At 56.3% G+C, this 18,415-nt stretch carries 13 protein-coding genes, 1 tRNA gene and 1 pseudogene; 6 read left to right on the top strand and 9 right to left on the bottom strand.

Annotated features, from left to right (window positions below):
- Nucleotides 1-89: 89 nt before the first annotated feature.
- Both AH68_RS02065 and AH68_RS02060 read left to right on the top strand, forming a co-directional pair.
- Nucleotides 90-2,207, top strand: coding sequence for a DUF4037 domain-containing protein (locus AH68_RS02065; protein ID WP_236682429.1), 2,118 nt, complete (start codon nucleotides 90-92; stop codon nucleotides 2,205-2,207).
- Between the two features lie 78 nt (nucleotides 2,208-2,285).
- Nucleotides 2,286-2,933 (top strand): DUF4125 family protein, encoded by a 648-nt coding sequence (locus AH68_RS02060; RefSeq protein ID WP_039197213.1) that lies wholly within the window; start codon nucleotides 2,286-2,288, stop codon nucleotides 2,931-2,933.
- A 212-nt stretch (nucleotides 2,934-3,145) separates the two neighbouring features.
- Here AH68_RS02060 and AH68_RS02055 read toward each other — a convergent pair whose 3' ends face one another.
- Both AH68_RS02055 and AH68_RS10215 read right to left on the bottom strand, forming a co-directional pair.
- A complete protein-coding gene (locus AH68_RS02055; protein ID WP_039197211.1) occupies nucleotides 3,146-3,721 on the bottom strand; it encodes a DUF3784 domain-containing protein in 576 nt (191 codons plus the stop codon).
- A 2-nt stretch (nucleotides 3,722-3,723) separates the two neighbouring features.
- Nucleotides 3,724-5,646, bottom strand: coding sequence for a PspC domain-containing protein (locus AH68_RS10215; protein WP_039197208.1), 1,923 nt, complete (start codon nucleotides 5,644-5,646; stop codon nucleotides 3,724-3,726).
- A 113-nt stretch (nucleotides 5,647-5,759) separates the two neighbouring features.
- On the opposite strand from AH68_RS10215, the gene AH68_RS02045 reads away from it, so the two are divergent.
- The gene (locus AH68_RS02045; protein ID WP_052189124.1) at nucleotides 5,760-7,283 is read left to right on the top strand and encodes an ATP-binding protein; all 1,524 of its coding nucleotides are present in this window, start codon (nucleotides 5,760-5,762) and stop codon (nucleotides 7,281-7,283) included.
- Nucleotides 7,280-7,966 (top strand): LuxR C-terminal-related transcriptional regulator, encoded by a 687-nt coding sequence (locus AH68_RS02040; protein ID WP_039197207.1) that lies wholly within the window; start codon nucleotides 7,280-7,282, stop codon nucleotides 7,964-7,966. Before AH68_RS02045 ends, AH68_RS02040 begins: the two co-directional genes overlap by 4 nt.
- A 215-nt stretch (nucleotides 7,967-8,181) precedes the next feature.
- Here AH68_RS02040 and AH68_RS02035 read toward each other — a convergent pair whose 3' ends face one another.
- The 5 genes and pseudogenes from AH68_RS02035 to serS form a co-directional block, all read right to left on the bottom strand.
- A complete protein-coding gene (locus AH68_RS02035) occupies nucleotides 8,182-8,742 on the bottom strand; it encodes a cysteine hydrolase family protein (protein WP_039197205.1) in 561 nt (186 codons plus the stop codon).
- Nucleotides 8,743-8,775: 33 nt separating this feature from the next.
- Nucleotides 8,776-10,227: a purine-cytosine permease family protein gene (locus tag AH68_RS02030; RefSeq protein ID WP_039197202.1), complete on the bottom strand. Its 1,452-nt coding sequence runs from the start codon at nucleotides 10,225-10,227 to the stop codon at nucleotides 8,776-8,778.
- 131 nt (nucleotides 10,228-10,358) lie between these two features.
- A pseudogene (locus tag AH68_RS11245) lies at nucleotides 10,359-10,529 on the bottom strand (PfkB family carbohydrate kinase); the annotation flags it as partial.
- A gap of 88 nt (nucleotides 10,530-10,617) precedes the next feature.
- Nucleotides 10,618-10,702 (bottom strand) — tRNA-Ser (locus AH68_RS02025).
- A 67-nt stretch (nucleotides 10,703-10,769) separates the two neighbouring features.
- A complete protein-coding gene (serS, locus tag AH68_RS02020; protein ID WP_039197200.1) occupies nucleotides 10,770-12,056 on the bottom strand; it encodes a serine--tRNA ligase in 1,287 nt (428 codons plus the stop codon).
- A gap of 129 nt (nucleotides 12,057-12,185) precedes the next feature.
- Between serS and AH68_RS02015 the strand changes: the two genes are divergently transcribed.
- Nucleotides 12,186-13,298, top strand: coding sequence for a diacylglycerol/lipid kinase family protein (locus AH68_RS02015; protein WP_173405837.1), 1,113 nt, complete (start codon nucleotides 12,186-12,188; stop codon nucleotides 13,296-13,298).
- A 16-nt stretch (nucleotides 13,299-13,314) separates the two neighbouring features.
- Here the strand turns inward: AH68_RS02015 and AH68_RS02010 are convergent, their stop codons facing one another.
- Nucleotides 13,315-14,220 carry a PRD domain-containing protein gene (locus AH68_RS02010; protein WP_052189123.1) on the bottom strand — a complete coding sequence of 302 codons (906 nt, stop codon included), beginning with the start codon at nucleotides 14,218-14,220 and terminating at the stop codon, nucleotides 13,315-13,317.
- A gap of 27 nt (nucleotides 14,221-14,247) precedes the next feature.
- Nucleotides 14,248-16,335, bottom strand: coding sequence for a glucose PTS transporter subunit IIA (locus AH68_RS02005; protein WP_039197197.1), 2,088 nt, complete (start codon nucleotides 16,333-16,335; stop codon nucleotides 14,248-14,250).
- Between the two features lie 321 nt (nucleotides 16,336-16,656).
- Here AH68_RS02005 and pgm point away from each other — a divergent pair, with 321 nt between their 5' ends.
- On the top strand, nucleotides 16,657-18,333 hold the full coding sequence (pgm, locus tag AH68_RS02000; RefSeq protein WP_039197195.1) for a phosphoglucomutase (alpha-D-glucose-1,6-bisphosphate-dependent): 1,677 nt from the start codon (nucleotides 16,657-16,659) through the stop codon (nucleotides 18,331-18,333).
- The last annotated feature ends 82 nt before the right edge of the window (nucleotides 18,334-18,415 follow it).

Raw genomic sequence — 18,415 nt, 5'->3', positions numbered from 1 at the left:
TCGCATGTTCCCCATCTTTCGTTGTTTCGCCGTCTGCGATGCCGTCTGCGGTTCGGGAGATGATGGAAGTCACCGATGAAGGGATTGCGATGGCAGACAGTGATGTCAATCTGAATATGAATAATTGCGATGACGAATGCGCAACATTTGATGTACAACGATTTCTGCGTGGTCTTGATGCGATTTTCGATGCGCATAAGGCTCCTGAACAGGCTGAACCGTACCTGCAGAAGGCACGAACCGAAGCCGAACACAGCCATAATGACGCCGGTTTGCTGACGGTGTTGAACGAAACGATGGGGTTTTACCGTTCGCAAGGTCGCCATACCGACAATCTGCCGATTATCCGCGAATCGTTAAGCGTTGCGGATCATTTGCATCTTCAGGGAATCGACCCGCAGGCGTGGGCTACGACGCTGATCAACGCGGCCACGGGCATGCGAGCCGCAGGCCAGTACGAGGAGGCCGAACAGCTGTACCGTCAGGCGCTTGACGCGGCCGCATCCGTCTTCTCCCCCACCGACCGACGCCTGGCCGCGCTGCACAACAATATGTCCATGTTATACAGCGAAACCGGTCGTCTCAATCAGGCGAAGCGCGAGCTGGAACAGGCGCTGAATCTGTTGGAGCAATCTTCCCCCGATGCGAGCGCTGATATCGACATTGCCTCCACGCACACCAATCTTGCGTTGCTGCTCCTACAGATGGACCGGTATTGGGCGAGCGATGCCATGCAGCACGCCCAGAAAGCGTTGACAATCTACCGTACCGGGCATTTGGAACATAGTGCGCATTATGCTTCGGCGCTGGCCGGCTATGCGCAGGCCTGCTATATGGCCGGCTGCCTGCAGGATGCGGTTTCCGGCTATGAGCATGCGTTGAGCGTGATTGAGGAATGCTACGGACGCAACACCGACTACTATCACACGACTGCAGCCAATCTTGAAGCGGCAAAACAGGCGTTGCATAAGCACATGCCATCATCTCATAAAACGCGGGAATCGCAAGAATATCAAGAATCGCAAGGATCCTTGGAATCTCAGCATTCACCGAAATCAAGCGAATCTCAGCAATCGAGCGAACCGCACTGTATGGCAGAATCCGGCACATCTTCGATTCCTGCGATTTCTCACCATATTTCGGGACTTGCTTTGTCTCGCGCATTCTGGAATGATCTCGGCAAACCGTTGGTTGCCGGCGCATATTCGGCATATCAGGGGCGGATTGCCGCAGGTTTGGTCGGTTATGGTTCGGAATGTTTCGGTTTCGACGATGAGTTGTCGCGCGATCATGATTTCGCGCCGCGTTTCTGCCTGTGGCTTACCGATGAGGATTATGATGCGATTGGCGAGCAATTGCAGGCTAATTACGATGCGTTGAGTCGCGATTTCACTGTTGAGGAGCAGGGCAAGCCGCATTTTGCCGGGCATGGTTCGGCTAATTCCGACGCTCTTGCCGCATCTCAATCGCCACTTACGCCGCGTGCGCAAGGCGAGTTTCGCCGTGATGGCGTGTTTCGTATCGGTGATTTCTTCGAACGGATCACACTGTTTCGTGAGGCTCCGGCGCAGAACGACTATGCGTCTTGGCTGAGTTTGGACGAAGCCACACTTGCCACTGCCACAAACGGCCAGGTGTTCGCTGATCCGTTAGGGGTGTTTTCCAAGACTCGGCAGGGGTTCAAGTTCATGCCGGAAGATGTTCGACTTTCCTTGATTTCTCGCTGTTTGGGCATGATGGCTCAGGCGGGGCAATACAATCTGCCGCGCATGCTGCAACGTGGCGATGGTGCTGCTGCGATGTTGAGCATTCATGAGTTCGTGAACGCCACGGCTTCGTTGGTGTTTCTGATCAATGAGCCGGTGAGCGTTGGATATCTGCCGTATTACAAATGGCAGTTTGTTGCCATGCGCAAGCTGAGCCGCCGTATGGCAACAAGGCTTGCCGGCGTGTGCGAACAGTTGGAAGACATATTGCGATTGAGTTCCGCCGCATGTTTCGGTGGTGCCGGTTTCGGTGAGGGCGGCAAGGGTGCGAAGCCTGCGGCAGAGCACATTATCGCCACTGTTGAGCGCATCTGCAGTGATGTTGTGGATGAATTGCTGCGGGAGGGATTGACCGAATCCCACGAAACGTTTGTGGAATGGCAACGTCCGTATATTGAGGACCATATCAAGTCCGATGCAAGTTGTCTGCACAGCTTGTGACGTGCCTGCAATCAAAAATTCCATCGCAAGCATTGCAAATCAGAGCAATAATCAGACGAAATCAAGAATCGAAATCATATGAATAGCAGCGTAAGTTCAGATGTAATAGACGGTCACGATACAGCAAATCTTGTTGAATCCATTATCAAACTGGAGTGGAATCAGTTTCAGCAAACCAATAATGAGGGCGGCCGCGCGTCCTGCCAAGGCAATTGGCCGATGTTCCATCAGATGCGTGCCAGTCAGTTCATGACGTGGCCGGAAGAATTGCTGCGCAGTTACCGGTCGGACTTGCAGGAAGCCGACCGTGTTGGACGTAATTTGGTGACGGAAAAGTATGGTCGCATGATGCAATCCACATATCCACAGGAGTATTGTGCAAACATTGCGCCGTATATTCCCCGGATTTCCGCGGATCGCAACGCCTTGCAGGAAGGCATCATAACAGTTCAGGTGTCGTGGGCGCGTGATTTTCGTGAGCGTTTTCCTCATCTTGGCGAGGCGATGCGCGTGCTGACCACTGTCGAAGATACGCCAGAGACCACGTCGTTCGAAACGTATCTGCGCGGCGAATTGGGCACCTATTCCGACCGTACTGTGGCGTTGTACCGCGATTTTGTGGAGCGTTTGCGGCACGAACAGCGTAATCTCACCGAAGAGACGATTCGCAATACGATTCGTTTGGCTGGATTTGAGGATTTGGCACAGGCTGAGGCCGCACAGTAAAACACAGTGAAAAACACCGTGAAAATTACTGAAAACTGCGGTAAGCCCCGTAAATCACAATAAAAATGACCACCATGGTACGACCAAAATCCAACGTCAAGATGGAAAAGCAAGTGTTGGATTTGGTCATGCCATGGTGGCCACGTATTTGTTTGCGACGTCAGCCTCGATTTCGTTGGTGCGGCTGATATCAGGGGTTATTCAGCTGATTCTCACGATCGTTCCGAAACCGGTGACTTATCCGAATCAGTCGAAAAGGCCGTGGTATCCGAGCTATGGGGAGCGTCGAATGGATCGTCGCCATCCACATCGTTTCCATTCTTGGATCGGTTCGAATGCACCGCACTGACTATCGCCCAAATCACGGCGACGGCGATAAGCAGCACGCCGATGCCCCCAAGCAGGAATACGAAGGACTGTTTCGGATCACTGGCCCACCACCAGAGATTCATTGGCACATGCATGCCGCAAAGCAGCGTCACCACCCCCATGAAGCACGTGAACACGCCGAGCGCGATGGTCGAACCGCTTCTTCCGGAAGGTCTGATGATGTCGTCTCCAATCTGCCGATTCTTGCGCCCGTCATTCGCACCGGCTGCCGAAGCGGTATAGGTCGGAACGCTTTGCGCTGGAACGGATTCCACGTGCGGCTTATCATCCTGCGCCGCACGCCCACTGTGCTGCGACTGGTCATACGCGGACTGCGCATCCACGGTATGCAACGTTTCGGTAGGCATATCTCCAGCATCCGTCATAACCGGCATTTCCTGGGTTTTGTCGTCGCTCATGGTCACTCCTTTCCCGCTTTGCCCAATGTGTTGTCGGACGCATACTGCACCGCGACGCTGCCGCCGATCGTTGCCATAGTATTGATCCGCAGTCCGGCTGGTCTGACCGGAGCCTTGTCATCACCGGTGAAGCACGGCCAATATTGATGATTGTCGTAGATTTCGCGGTAGGCCTTGTCCACATCCCCGTCTTTGAATGGGGAATCGGTCCTAGTGGAATCGGCGCCGGTATCCGTGCCATCTTCCGTATCGGTCTCATCATCGAAATCCTCGATGCCGGATTCATCTCCGTATGAGCCGCAACTCCGATCGTAAGTATCGTAAGTTCCCAGCGCACGCTTTTTCACTACCGATTTCGTGGAATCGTTGCCCATAAGCGAGACATAGATATTGCCGGAATCCAACGTGAGCCCGTCCGAACTGCCGACGAAATCGGTGATGTTATAGAAATTACCGTTAGACCCGAACGCCCACCAGCAGCCGTTCGGCAAGGTCACCACGACCTGTGCGCTTGAGGCCACCACATTCAACGTTCCTGTAGGGCAGGAAGTTGTGCCCTGTGTGCCATCCTGAAGATCCACTTTGTGCGGACCGTTGTTTTTCGCGTAATCGCTTAAGTCGATATGCAGCACGTCGGTGGCGTAATCATTGCCTTGCGCGACGATGCCCTGCTCGTATTTGCTCATTTCACTGGCGGTAGAGCCCATGGTGGTTATTCCCGACACATTGACCCTCTTGTAGGATGAGGGAATGCTCGTGTCAATCCGATAGCTGAACAGCGAATAACTCGCCAAAGCCATCACCATGACCAACGACATGAATACGGATATCCATGTCAGAGGATGCAATCCTCCCGTTCTTCTGCCCGCGAATCCGAGCGCGACAATAACGATTCCCGTCACCAGACAGATGCCACCGACGAATGCCGCGCATGCCTGCAACGTGTATTCGGTGCCCCGCTGCCCGCCTTGAACGCCGTACGTCATAATGCACCATACGCATAGCGCGCATGCGATCATCGTGAGACCGAACATCATCAATACCAGCAGTGGACCGGCCGGCTTACGGCGCCCCCTTCTTGGCTGCGTAGGCGTCTGCGCCACCGGGGCTGCCGGAGCGGTGAATGTTGGAGGAACATTGGCCGTGGCAAAAGCGGCCGGACCATTGGCCTGCTGTTGGTAGGCATGATACTGAGGCTGAGGGCGCTGAGGCTGAGGCGATTGCGATTCCGGTGACGAAGCCGTGTTGGCCGCCCCGTTATATGCGCCGCTCGCCTGCATCGGCTGAGTATAAGGATTCGATTGCGCCGGAGACGGCGATGCAGGAGGCACCGGCCGTCCATACGAAGGACTTCCATATTGAGGCTGACCATATTGCGGTTGACCGTACGGAGCCTGACCATACGGGGGCTGCTGCCACTGAGCTGGACGAACATTCGGCGCATAAATCTGCCTATTGAGCAGAAGCCACAGCACCAACGCGGCCAACGCGAAAGCAAACCATCCTGCACCCGGCAAACAGATGGCAACAAGGCAGCACAACAGCGCGCCAATGCAATTCCAATCCCACTTGCCGTTAATCAAATCCTCAGCAAGAATCTGATTGTCGCGCTCATCCGGCAGCACAAACCACGCCAGGCCATAGAACGCGGCACCCGCGCCGAAAAACAGCGTGGCAACCACCATAAGCGCACGAACCAACGTGGTATTCCAACCAAGACGACGTGCTATGCCATCGCACACGCCGCCAATCCAACGATCATGCCCACGCTTGACCTGGCTGGAACGAATCCACGCGAAGAAACGGCCACCGCGAGAAGGTTGCGGCGAACCGTACGCAGGCTGCCGATGATACGATTGTCCAGCAGCGGGTTGCGGCCCTGCGTTGCCGCGATCACCCAGCGGATCATTATTTGCATTGCTCATGGTTCCATTACAGCAACTCGCGCGTGCCACACGTATCGGGGAACACCCTGAATCTGCCCTGAACACTATATGAATGCCCTGAAACGGCATCCCTCACAGGGCACAATAGAAGTATGAAATCCTTAGGAAAACCGTGGTACACGCAAAGCCAATACGACCAGGCGAGCGCCGTGTATATGCGCTACTGCTGCGATCAAGCCCTGCATGAGGGACGTCCGCTGCCGACGCAGCCGGCCAAACTGCCGTTGATGCGCCCTCCATACGGACGCATGGGAGCCGGCGTATGCAAGGCGATCAGCATGCATTTGGGCATTGCCGTGCTATGGGTGCGCCTGTTTTTTCTCGCCACCACATGTCTGTTCGGTGCGGGACTGATCGCCTATGTTTTCCTGTGGATGGCACTGCCCGTGGGCGATCCGGTGCAGCAGGCGTACATTATTGCCGGCAAGCGTTCGCCATGGCAGGCACCGCTTTCCAGAGGCAACATGCCGTACGGAACATATCCCGTTTCCCCGGAATATCAATCTTTTACAGCTCCGCAAGATGGTCCGCACCCGCAACCACCATCTTTTGAAGATACGACTGCACGCAACGACGGAACGTATGGCGATACGCAATCTTCCAGCGAAAACCTTGCACAGACACTGAAGAAAGCACCGAAACCCGCTTTGCTTGCATTAGCCGGTCTGATACTGCTTTCCATCTGTTTCGTCATGTTCGCAGGCGGTGTTGAACGCACTCTGATTGTGCCCCTGCTGCTTGGTCTGGTCGGTATCGGCGTCTCTTGGTTGCGTTTCAACGCCGAAGAAGGCCAATTATGGACGATGCTTGGCGGCATTGCGATTATTTTCGCCGCATACGCTTTGTATGTCAGTTCCTGCATGCATTTTGACGCGTTTTCCATGATTCGCATACTGTGCGCCGGTTTGACACTGCTGATTGGCGCATTGCTTGCGATTGTGCCATGGATCATGGCACTGATTCGCGATTTGGGTACGGAACGCGCGTTGAAGGAACGCGAAGAGGAACGTGCCGACATGACCGCACATCTGCATGATGGCGTATTGCAAACGTTGGCGCTGATTCAGTTGCATGCCGATGATCAGCAGACGGTGTTTTCGCTGGCGCGCTCGCAGGAACGCGAATTGCGTGAATGGCTGTATCAGGAACGCACCACGTCTGACCGTTCCGTGAACGCCGGTTTGAAAGAGATCGCAGCACATGTGGAAGACACGCATGGCAAGCCGATCGAAGTGGTGACGGTGGGCGACGCACGTCCAAGCGCGCAAACCGATGCGCTGCTTGACGCCACGCAACAGGCTCTTATCAATGCGGTAGCGCATGGAGGAGAGCCGATTTCCGTCTACTGCGAGGCAAGCAGCAAACTGGTGGAAGTATTCGTGCGCGACCATGGCAACGGATTTGACGTGAATGCCATCCCTGCGAATCGCCTTGGCATTCGTGAATCGATTATCGGACGAATCAAGCGACGTGGCGGTACAGTGGAGATAGTATCGAGACCGCAATGGGGCACGGAGGTGCGCATGCATATGCCAATCGCAGCAACTCCTGCGAATGCAACTACAGACGCGAATGCAACCGTAAGTACAAATATGCCAACGGAGGAGCAGCAATGAACGAGCAGGAACAGCAGATCCGCATCGCCATCGTTGACGATCATGAAATGTTCCGCGCGGGCGTTATCGCAACGCTGCAGCCGCATTTCGATATCGTCGGGCAAGCGGCCGATGTCGAGGGATCGGTGGCGATGATCGCGCAGACGAAGCCGGATGTGGTGTTGCTTGATGTGCATGTCCCCGGCGGTGAGGGCGGCGGCGGAGCTGAAATTCTCGTGAAATCGCGCGCATACTCCCCTAATACCGTGTTTCTGGCACTGTCGGTGTCTGATTCGCCGCAGGATGTCGGATCGGTAATTCGTGCCGGAGCGCAAGGCTACGTGACAAAAACGATTTCCGGCGATGATTTGATTTCTTCCATCAAGCAAGTACATGAGGGCTATGCCGTGTTTTCGCCGAAATTGGCGGGATTCGTGCTGTCTGCCTTCCAAAATGGCTCACCGGCTGGCATGAGCGGCTCTGCAAGCGGACCGATCCACGATGACGAGTTGGACCGCTTGTCGAACCGTGAGCAGGAAGTCATGCGCTTGATCGCACGCGGCTACACGTACAAGGAAGTGGCTGCGGAACTGTTTATTTCCATCAAAACCGTGGAAACGCACGTCAGCTCCGTACTACGCAAACTGCAGCTGTCAAACCGCACCGAACTCACCCGCTGGGCCGCCGACCGCCGCATCGTATAACCGAAGAATCTTCCTTTTCATCCCGCCTCACCATCCCACCCACTGGGAGGATCTGGACGCTCACAGGGCCGACAACGAGATAAAACTTCCAACGAGTGGAGGAGTCCGGACTCTCAAACGCTTTTGAGACCCGTTTTGCTGCGATATACATGAACGGGGCTTACTGAAAAACTTCAGTAAGCCCCGCAGAAAATGGCTTGCTTGCGGTATTTTTTTTACTTCAGAATAGCGTCAGTGTTGGTAACGGTGACCAGCGGCGTGAACAATGCCATGGTGTTCAATGCCATCTGATGGTTTTCTGGCGAACTGCCTGCACAAGCGTCAGCAGCAACGCGCACCGCTACACCATTGTCAGCCGCGGCGAGCACAGTGGTAAGCACACAGCAATCGGTGGCGACACCACATATCGTGATTTTTTTAGCGCCTTTAATGGCTTCGCTCAGCACGCTTCCCCACTTGCCGAAGGTGTCGCAACTGACCACGGCATGGCCTTGTGCCAATTCCGCGGTATCCGCGGTGAGATCGTACATCGGATCGTCGGGAGCAACCAAAAACTGCGGCCAATCCTTGAAATAATCAACCCAAGCGTTTTGCGGCGGCTCAGGCGCAACATATCGCGTATAAATCACACGATCGCCGAACGCTTTGGCCAATCGTGCGAACGCTTCATCAGTAGTGTGGTAGGAGCCGTCCGGGCAAGCCCATGCGGACCATTCGCTTTCCGCAAAAACACGCTGCCTGTCGATGACTACCAGCCATTCATCTTCCGCGATCATGGCTTTTCCTTTCTGTATATCACTTAAGTTTGGTCAGGCTTCCGAAACCGACAAATCAGCTTCCTGCTTGGCAATATCGCCGCGCTGGAAAATCAACAATCCCGCAAGACCAATAATCAGCGCAACAATCACACCAAGATTAGCGGCAGCCCAACTACCGTCTTTGCCACCGATAAGGAACAGCAGATAACCCTGCCAGTTCAGCCAGCTGGCGGCAGTGTTGACCACCAATCCCCAACCAAGCACGGTACCGACGACGAGAATGGCGAAAGACTTACCGTTCCACGCACCGTAACGACCCTTCGGATCATACAAATCAGCAGTGCTGTAATCCTTCTTGCGAATGATCACGTCGGCTACGAACATGCCGGCCCATACAGCCATCGGCACACCGAGCGTGGTCAGAAAGCCTTGGAACGGGCCGATGAACGTGTCGGAGAAGAAAGTCACGTAGACCACGCCAAGCACAGTCAAAGCGGCGGTGAGCGCGGCAGCCACAGTACGCGGCAACTTCACACCGAACGACAGCAGCGCAAGCCCGTTGGAATAATTGTCCATAATGGAGCCGGACATCAAACCGAGCACGGCCACGATGGTGTACGGAATCAAGTACCAGGTCGGCAGAATGGAAGCCATGGCGCCAATCGGATCATTTCCAACGTTTTCCGCCATATCAGCATTGGAAACCGCGAGCAGCAGACCGTAGAAAATCAGGAACACATTGGCAATGGACGCACCGAATGTGGTCCAGAACACAATGCCGCCATTGGAGGACTTGCGCGGCAGATAGCGCGAGTAATCGGCAGCGATGTTCACCCAGCCCAAGCCAAAGCCGGTCATCACGAAGAAGCAGCAGCCGAGCATGGCCGGCAATGATCCCGCCGGAACCGAGTCAATGGCGGAAAAGTCGATATGTCCCCAGCCGAGAATAAAGAAACCGACGGTGATCACACCGGTCACGATGGTGATCACCTGCTGGCAACGCATAATCAGGTCGTATCCGAAAATACCTGCGACCACTACAAGGCCGACCACCACAATGGTGGAGATGATCTTGGGCGCGACACCAGAGCCCCAACCGAGTTTTTCGATGGTGCTTGATAATGCCAGCACAGCGGTGGTGGTCAGTGAAATCTCCCAGCCCAATGTGGCGATCCAGCTCAGCGCCGCTGGCACTTTGGCACCTTCCACGCCGAACGTGGCGCGGGTGAGCACCATGGTGGGCGCGTTGCCGCGTTTGCCTGCGATGGAGATGATGCCGACCAGCAGGAACGAGACGACCACGCCAATAATGGTCATGGCGGTGGCCTGCCAGAACGAGATGCCGAACCCAAGCGCCCACGCGCCGTACGACATGGCGAACATGGAAATATTGGCAGCGAACCAAGGCCAGAACAGACTGGCCGGCGTGCCCCTACGCTCCTCTTCGGAAATGGTGTCAATGCCCTGCTCCTCAATGGAGAGGGTCCCTTTCTCATTGCTCATGTGAAACTAATCTCCTTAAATCTGCCGCACGACATTGCAGACAGGCTATATGCACGCCGCCTCAACGCAATCGCGCACATGATATAACCACTTATGGTTATTTGTACCATAAGTTTTAGAACGCCCTTCCCAAGCAGCTCAACCTCATTTCGATCAGGGCAGGTAGCCGGCCCTGATCGCGTTACAGCCAACGCCGAAGCAGCATTGGCGCAACGTACGGCATCCTCCAACGACATGCCTTCGCACGGCAGGGCGCACAACACACCCGCGTGACAATCACCGGCGCCATTGGTATTCACGGCCTATAGGAACTTGGGTGAAGTTTGCCCGGATTGCAACAACAAAAAAGGCTTACCGGGCGCTTAAAGCGCTCTCAGTAAGCCTTATAGGCGGGTAAGGCGAGATTCGAACTCGCGGAGGCTTGCACCTCAACGGTTTTCAAGACCGTCTCTTTAGACCGCTCAGACACCTACCCTTTGTGTGTCGACATCACTGCCAACACACAAGATGTCAATATATCACAGTGCAAGGAAGTTGTGGAATCAGGCTTCCCACTTGGTCGGTTCGATGACTTCCTTGCCGCCCATGTAGGCACGCATGGCCTGCGGGATGACGATGGAGCCGTCCTTCTGCTGGTGGTTCTCGAGAATGGCGACCAGCCAACGGGTGGTGGCCAGCGTACCGTTCAGCGTGGAAACGGCGCGGGTGCCGCCATCTTCCATACGTTCGCGAACGTTCAGGCGACGGGCCTGGTATTCGGTGCAGTTGGAGGTGGAGGTCAGCTCGCGGTAGCGACCCTGGGTCGGAACCCAAGCTTCGCAATCGAACTTACGTGCTGCGGAAGAGCCCAGATCGCCGGCAGCAGTATCGATGATGCGGTATGGCACCTCAACCTTGCCGAGCATCTCCTGCTCCATGGCCAGCAAGTGCTCATGCTCCTTGTAAGAGTCCTCCTGCTTGGTGTAGACGAACATCTCCACCTTGTCGAACTGGTGCACGCGGATGATGCCGGAAGTATCCTTGCCAGCAGCACCTGCTTCGCGGCGGTAGCAGGAGCTCCAGCCGCAGTAGCGCAGCGGACCGTCGGACAGGTCGAGAATCTCGTTCTCATGCATACCGGCGAGCGCCACTTCGGAGGTACCGACCAAGTACTGCTCGTCAGGTTCGCGCAGACGGTAGATTTCGTCGGCGTGGGAGTTGAGGAAGCCGGTGCCGCGCATCACTTCCGGACGCACCAACGTCGGGGTGATGGCCAGCGTGAAGCCGTGCTCCTGGGCCTGGTCCACAGCCATGGTGAGCATGGCTATCTGCATGCGGGCCACCTGGCCGCGCAGGAAGTAGAAGCGGGAACCGCCGACCTTCACGCCACGTTCCATATCAATGCCGGCAACGCCACGACCGAGGGTCAGGTGGTCCTTCGGTTCGAAGCCTTCAGCTGCGAAATCACGAATCTGGCCAACCTTCTTGACCACCACGTAATCGTCTTCGCCGCCTTCCGGAGCTTCCGGCTCAACCACGTTGGAGAGCTTCCACATGGCGGTGGTGTACTCTTCGGCTGCGGCGTCCGCTGCGGCCTTGTATTCGGAAACCTTCTGGGAGAGTTCCTTGGTTTCGGCAATCAGCTTGGCCTTTTCATCAGCCGGAGCCGCGGCGACCTTCTTGCCGATTTCTTTCTGCTGCGCACGTGCAGCCTCAAATTCCTTCAGAGAGGAACGACGAACCTCGTCGGAGCGCAGCACCTCGTCGACCAGTTCGACCGATTCGCCACGCTTGCGCTGGGATTCCTTGACAACGTCAGCATGTTCACGAATGAATTGGATATCAAGCATGTCTCCTAGACTAGTGCCGAAAGCCGACACTCGCCGCAAGCCTCTCATTTTTGTATACAACGTGCAGGAATCGTCGAATAAATCGTGCTTGATTCGCTTTTTTCACGTCTTACGTGAAAAATAGGTGACATGCCTATGCCAGTTATCATTGTGATTGTCGTTCTTGCGGTCGCAGCGGTGTGCGCGGCCGTCTTTTTCGCGGTGCGCGCATATAAGCACCGTAGGTTTGCCGAGCAGCTCGACAAACGCGACGACGATCAGGTGCACTATGCGTTCGTGATCAATCCGTCGAAGCCCCAAGCGGAACAGCGCAAGCAGCATATTCAGGAATTCTGCGAGGCGAAGCATCTTACGCAGGTCGAGTATATCGAAACACAGCTTGATAAGGATGGTCGCGCCTGCGCGTTGGAGGCGTTGGAGCATGGCGCCGATGTGGTGGTCGCGGTCGGCGGCGACGGCACGGTGCGCACGGTGGCGAGCGCACTTTCGGGAACCGGCCACGCGCTAGGCATCATCCCTATTGGCACCGGCAATCTGTTTGCCCGCAATATGGGCATTCCCGTGGATGATATCGATGCGGCGTTGACCGTCGCCACGTCTCACGGCTCGCGTTTGGTGGATGTCGGCCGTTTGACGTTGCTCGATGATGAAACCACCGATCATGGCCATGCGTTCCTTATTATCGCAGGTATCGGCTTCGATGCGGTGATGATCGACGACACCGATCCTGAGTTGAAGAAGAACATCAGCTGGCTCGCCTATTTCGTGTCGGGCGTGAAGAACCTGTTCGCCCCGAAATATAAGGGCGACGTGACCATTACCAGCGCGGATGGCAGCACGCACACCACGCACGGACTGACGTTCCGCACGTTCATGGCTGGCAATTGCGGCCAGATTCCGGTATTTTCACTCATGCCAGACGCCGTATACGATGATGGCATCCTTGATTATGAGATTATTGACACGTCCGGCGGTTTGATCGGTTGGGCGAATCTGTTTGGCGATGTGCTGCATCAGACCATCACTGGCAAGGCACAGCAGAGTCCGCTCTCCACGAATTCTACGGTTGACCAGATTCAGGGCGTCAGCGCGGAAATCAAGTTGGAGAAGCCCGTTTTGGCGCAGGTTGACGGCGATATGCTTCCCGAAACGCAGCATATTCGTTTCAGTGTGGAGCGTAAGTCGTTGTGTGTGCGTGTGCCGGAAGCGCCCGAAACCAATACTGCCAATGTAAATCAGTAACTATTAATCGTAATTATCAATTATTTATTACGATGATTGTGTATTTTATGCAGTATGCATTGATTGTACTATTATTCTCATGCGATTCCGCCGCATGAGAAGTCACTCGTGCGACATGCAAGGTGAGATAGGCGATTTCCGCTTGCGAAAGACTTGCATCCAATCGCATTTTGATGATGATCGCGAGTTTGTTCGCGCAATCCGATGCTTTCGGATATGAGGTTTTGATGGATTCCACGATTGGTTCAGGCTCGTCATCAAGCTGTTCATGTTGGTGGATGCGCACGAAAAGATAGCGCAGATGCGTGATGAAACGCGCCACATTGACGCTGTTCTGGTCAAGGTTGATGCCGTAATAGCCTTCGATGACCGTCAGCATTTGCTGGATGACGCCGGTCATGGTGTATGTGGCGGAAAGATCGCCGGTGGAGAAGCCCGCATTGACCAAGTGCAGGGCCAAAGCCACGGCTTCGCAATCCGGTAGGGCGCCTCCCAGATACGTGTTCATCGCATCGACCAGAGCTTTGCCTTTGGCGTATTCGCTCGCGTAGAGCGAACGCACTTCGGCTTCCAGCGGATATTCGATGGTCTGCTTGTTCTGAGATCGGCGAATCGCACCGCAAATATGGTCGGATAATGCCAGCACCAATGCAGGCTGTCTGTCGGCCTGTTCCTTCAGACCGGTGCGGTTCATGGCGTCCGTAACGAGACGAATGATTTCGGGCGGGATCCCGGCCACCTGTTGAGCCATATGATCGGGATCCTTGCCATCTACGGGAACGAACCGACGGACGATCTTCGCGTCGTCAACATGCTGTCCGGGCTTGGCTTGGAAGCCTATGCCTCGACCGGTGAGAATCACCTCACTATTGCCGTCTTTTGCCAGTACGACATTATTGTTGAATACGCGAAGAACGTCCACGTCGACCCCTTCCGACTACGTGATTGGTCAGCGCTGAATGTCGATCACCGACTCACCGGCCTTGACGTCGACGCCGGTCTTTGGCGCGACGGACGCGAAAGCCACTGTGTTCAGCACCGTCATCAACGTGGTGGTGCTGTATCCAGCTTCCTTAACCTTATCAAAGTCGACGACAACGAGGGTGTCCCCCGCGTTCACGTGTTCGTTGGCCTTGACCTTCACATCGAAGCCTTCGCCGTTCATCTTCACCGTGTCGATGCCGACGTGCACGAGCACTTCCACGCCATCATCGGTTTTGATACCGAATGCGTGACCGGTTTCGGCGACGGTCTGCAGTACGCCGGATACCGGCGCGACGACGGTGCTGTCTGCCGGCTGGATGCCGACGCCCTCGCCGAGCGCGCGGGATGCGAACACCGGATCGCCGGTTTCGTCCAGGGAAATCACATGGCCTGCGACTGGAGCGTTCACCATGGTGGTGGCGGCAGCAGCCGGGGCTTCGGTCTCGGTTGCGGTAGCAGTGGCAGTCGCGGTGGCAGCAGCCGGAGCGGCTCCCTTGGCTTCGACCGACGAGACAGCGGTCTTCTGACCGTCGGCCACGCGGGCCAGCACTTCGGCCTTCTGTTCCGGAGTGCGGTAGTCGAAAGTGATGATCAGAAGGAAGGAGGTGAGGAAGGACACGGCGATGGACACTGCATACACCCACATCTGATTGAAGACCGGAATGGTCAGCAGCGAGGTGAATGCGAAAGCGGTGGTGGTCACGCCATGCACGGTCTGGCCGGCGGCGGTGACGGACGGGAAGAGCCAACCGAGGATGGCGATGACGACGCCACCGAGACCGCAGCCCACCAGCATGCGCTTGTAGATGAGCTTGTAACGCAGGTGAATGCCGTACAGGGACGGTTCGGAAACGCCACCGAGCAGGCCGGCCGCGAGCGCACCCAAAGCGGTCTGGCGCATGTCCTTGTCCTTGTCACGCACAGCAAGGAAGAGCACGCCAGCGGTAGCACCGAAGCAGGCGAAGTTCCACACGCCCATCGGGCCTTGGATGAAGTCGTAGCCGAGGGTCTGGATGTTCATGAGCATCAGTGCGTTGAGTGGCCAGTGCAAACCGAGCGGCACGAGGAACGGGTACAGCATCGGAATGATGATGGCGAAGATGAACGGAGCATGGGTGTTCATCCAGGACAAGCCGACGCCGAGGCCGTTGCCGACCCACACACCGATCGGGCCAATGATGAAGGCGGTCAGCGCACCAACGATGATCATGCAGAAGAACGGCACGAAGACCAGCTGGACACTTTCGGGAATAATCCTCTTCAATCCGTGGCAGACGAGAGCAAGCACGGCGGCCATGAGCAGCGGCACGAACACGTTGCCGGAATAGTCGCTCAATGCCATTGGCAGACCGAATATGTTGGCCGTGCAAGACTTGGTGCCCAAAGCGGCGTTCTCCACGCACGTGGTGGTCTTGGCGTCCATCAAGCCGGTGAACTGCGGGGTCATGAGGATGGCCATGATGGCACCACCCAGCCATGGGTCGACCTTGAGCTTCTTGGCAGCGTTGTAGGCGACCATGATCGGCAGGAAGTAGAATACACCCTTCCAGATGGCTTTCACGAACACCCAGCCCGCGGAGGCCTCGTCATTCGAAATGACGTTCAACGAAATAAGCAGGTTGACCAGCGCGATGATGATGGAAGCGCCGAGCAGCACGCCCAGAATCGGGCGGAAGGAATCGGCGAGATACTCGAAGAAGGAGTCCAGCCAAGCCACCTTGCCGCGGGCCTTGGAACGGGCTTCGGCCTTGACGTCGGCATTGCTCTTCTGACCATCGCTGGATGCGGAGGCACCGCCGACACCGGCCATTTCGGGCAGATGCATGATGTTTTCGTACACGGTTGCAACGCCACCGCCGATGACGATCTGGTAACGGTCACCGCTCTGCGGCACCGCACCGAGCACGCCTTGCGTGTGCTCGAGACTGTTCTGATCGACCTTGGATGCGTCAACCAATTCAAAGCGCAGTCGAGTGGCACAATGCGTCAGACTGCGAACGTTTTCAGGACCACCGATTGCAGTGATGATCTGCGATGCGAGTGAGTCAGCCATCCTGTTTTCCTTTCTTTCCCTTACAACCGATTCGATCCAAGCAACACTGCTTCGGGCAACAAAAAAGACCTGAGATATAGCTATAGTTAAGCCGTATCTCAGGTCTTGCGTCATTATGTTGACTAGCAACCCTGCTTCAGTCGAATAGCACAGAACTATACACCATCATCTGACATTGCGCAAATCGACCGAGAGCACAATCCATCATTAACGAAAATTCTTATATTTATATCTGAACATGCGATAAATAGACAACGTATTCATCGCACATAATGGGACAATTACGCACATTCGCAGCAAAAGCGTGGCAGAATAGTGGCTATGGTTGCAAACAATGCGGGAATGCCCGCCACCCCAGCAGATCTGATCAATGTCGACGAGGTCATCGGCAAGTACTATGACGTCGTCCCCGACCCCAACGTTCCCGAGCAGCGTGTCTCCTTCGGCACCTCCGGACATCGTGGCTCGTCCCTGAAGACCTCGTTCAACGAGGCCCACATCGTGGCCATCACCCAGGCCATCGCCGAATACCGCAAGAAGGCCGGCGTGACCGGCCCGCTGTACATCGGCCGCGACACCCACGCCCTATCCGAACCGGCTTGGAAGACCGCCATCGAAGTGCTCGTCGCCAACGGCGTGACCGTGCGCATCGACTCCCGAGACGACTTCACTCCGACTCCGGTTGTGTCCCAGGCCATCCTGACCCATAACCGCGCAGCGGACGGCACGCAGCGTTTCACCGGCGAAGGTCTGGCCGACGGCATCGTCGTGACCCCGTCGCACAACCCGCCGACCGATGGTGGCTTCAAGTACGATCCGGTCACCGGCGGCCCGGCTCCGGCTGACGTCACCAACGCCATCGCAGACCGTGCCAACGAGCTGCTCGGCGATTTCAGGAACATCAAGCGTGTTCCGTTCGAGCAGGCCGTCAAGTCCGATCTGGTCGAGCGTTTCGACTTCCGTGAGCACTACGTCGCAGATCTGGAGAACGTCATCGACTTCGACGTGATCCGTTCCTCCGGCGTGCGCCTGGGCATCGACCCGCTCGGCGGCGCTTCCGTCAACTACTGGCCGCTGATGAACGAGAAGTTCAACCTGACCATCGACGTGGTACGCCCGCAGGTCGACCCGACCTGGAGCTTCATGACCATCGACCACGACGGTAAGATCCGCATGGATCCGAGCTCCCCATACGCCATGAAGGGTCTGGTTGATTCCCTCAACAACGGCGCTTGGGACAAGTACGACCTGGTCGGCGGCACCGATCCGGATGCCGATCGCCACGGCATCGTATGCCCGAACTGGGGCGTCATGAACCCGAACCACTACATCGCCGTGTGCGTGGAGTATCTGTTCGGCGGCAATCGCCCGGGCTGGCCGGAAGGCGCCGGCATCGGTAAGACGCTGGTCTCCTCCTCCCTGATCGACCGCGTGGCCGCTTCCATCGACGCCAAGCTCGTTGAGGTGCCGGTCGGCTTCAAGTGGTTCGTCGACCCACTGTTCAAGGGCGAAGTCGCCTTCGGCGGCGAAGAGAGCTCCGGCATGAGCTTCCTGCGCAAGGACGGCCGCGTGTGGACCACTGACAAGGACGGTCTGATCCCTGACCTGCTGGCTGCGGAAATCACCGCCAAGACCGGCAAGAACCCGGCACAGCTGCATCAGGAGCAGGTGGAACGCTTCGGCGAAAGCTGGTACAAGCGCATCGACACCCCGACCACGCTGGAGCAGAAGCAGAAGTTCGCCAAGCTTTCCGGCGACGACGTTGCTGCCACCACGCTGGCCGGTGAAGACATCACCGCCAAACTCACCGAGGCTCCGGGCAACAACGCCAAGATCGGCGGCCTGAAGGTCACCACCGAGAACAACTGGTTCGCGGCACGCCCGTCCGGCACCGAAAACATCTACAAGGTGTACGCCGAGTCCTTCGAATCCCCGGAGGCTCTCGACAAGGTGCTCGCCGAGGCCACCGAAGTCGTGGACAAGGCCCTGGCCGAGTGACATTCGGCTTAACCGCCGCACAATAATCGCGGTCGATATGCGACCGTGACGCGAGCAAAAGGTCCGTTCCGTAAAATGGGAC

Origin of the sequence: Bifidobacterium catenulatum PV20-2 (assembly GCF_000800455.1) — a bacterium.
GTDB lineage: Bacteria > Actinomycetota > Actinomycetes > Actinomycetales > Bifidobacteriaceae > Bifidobacterium > Bifidobacterium kashiwanohense_A.
This window is presented reverse-complemented; position numbering and strand designations above follow the sequence as displayed.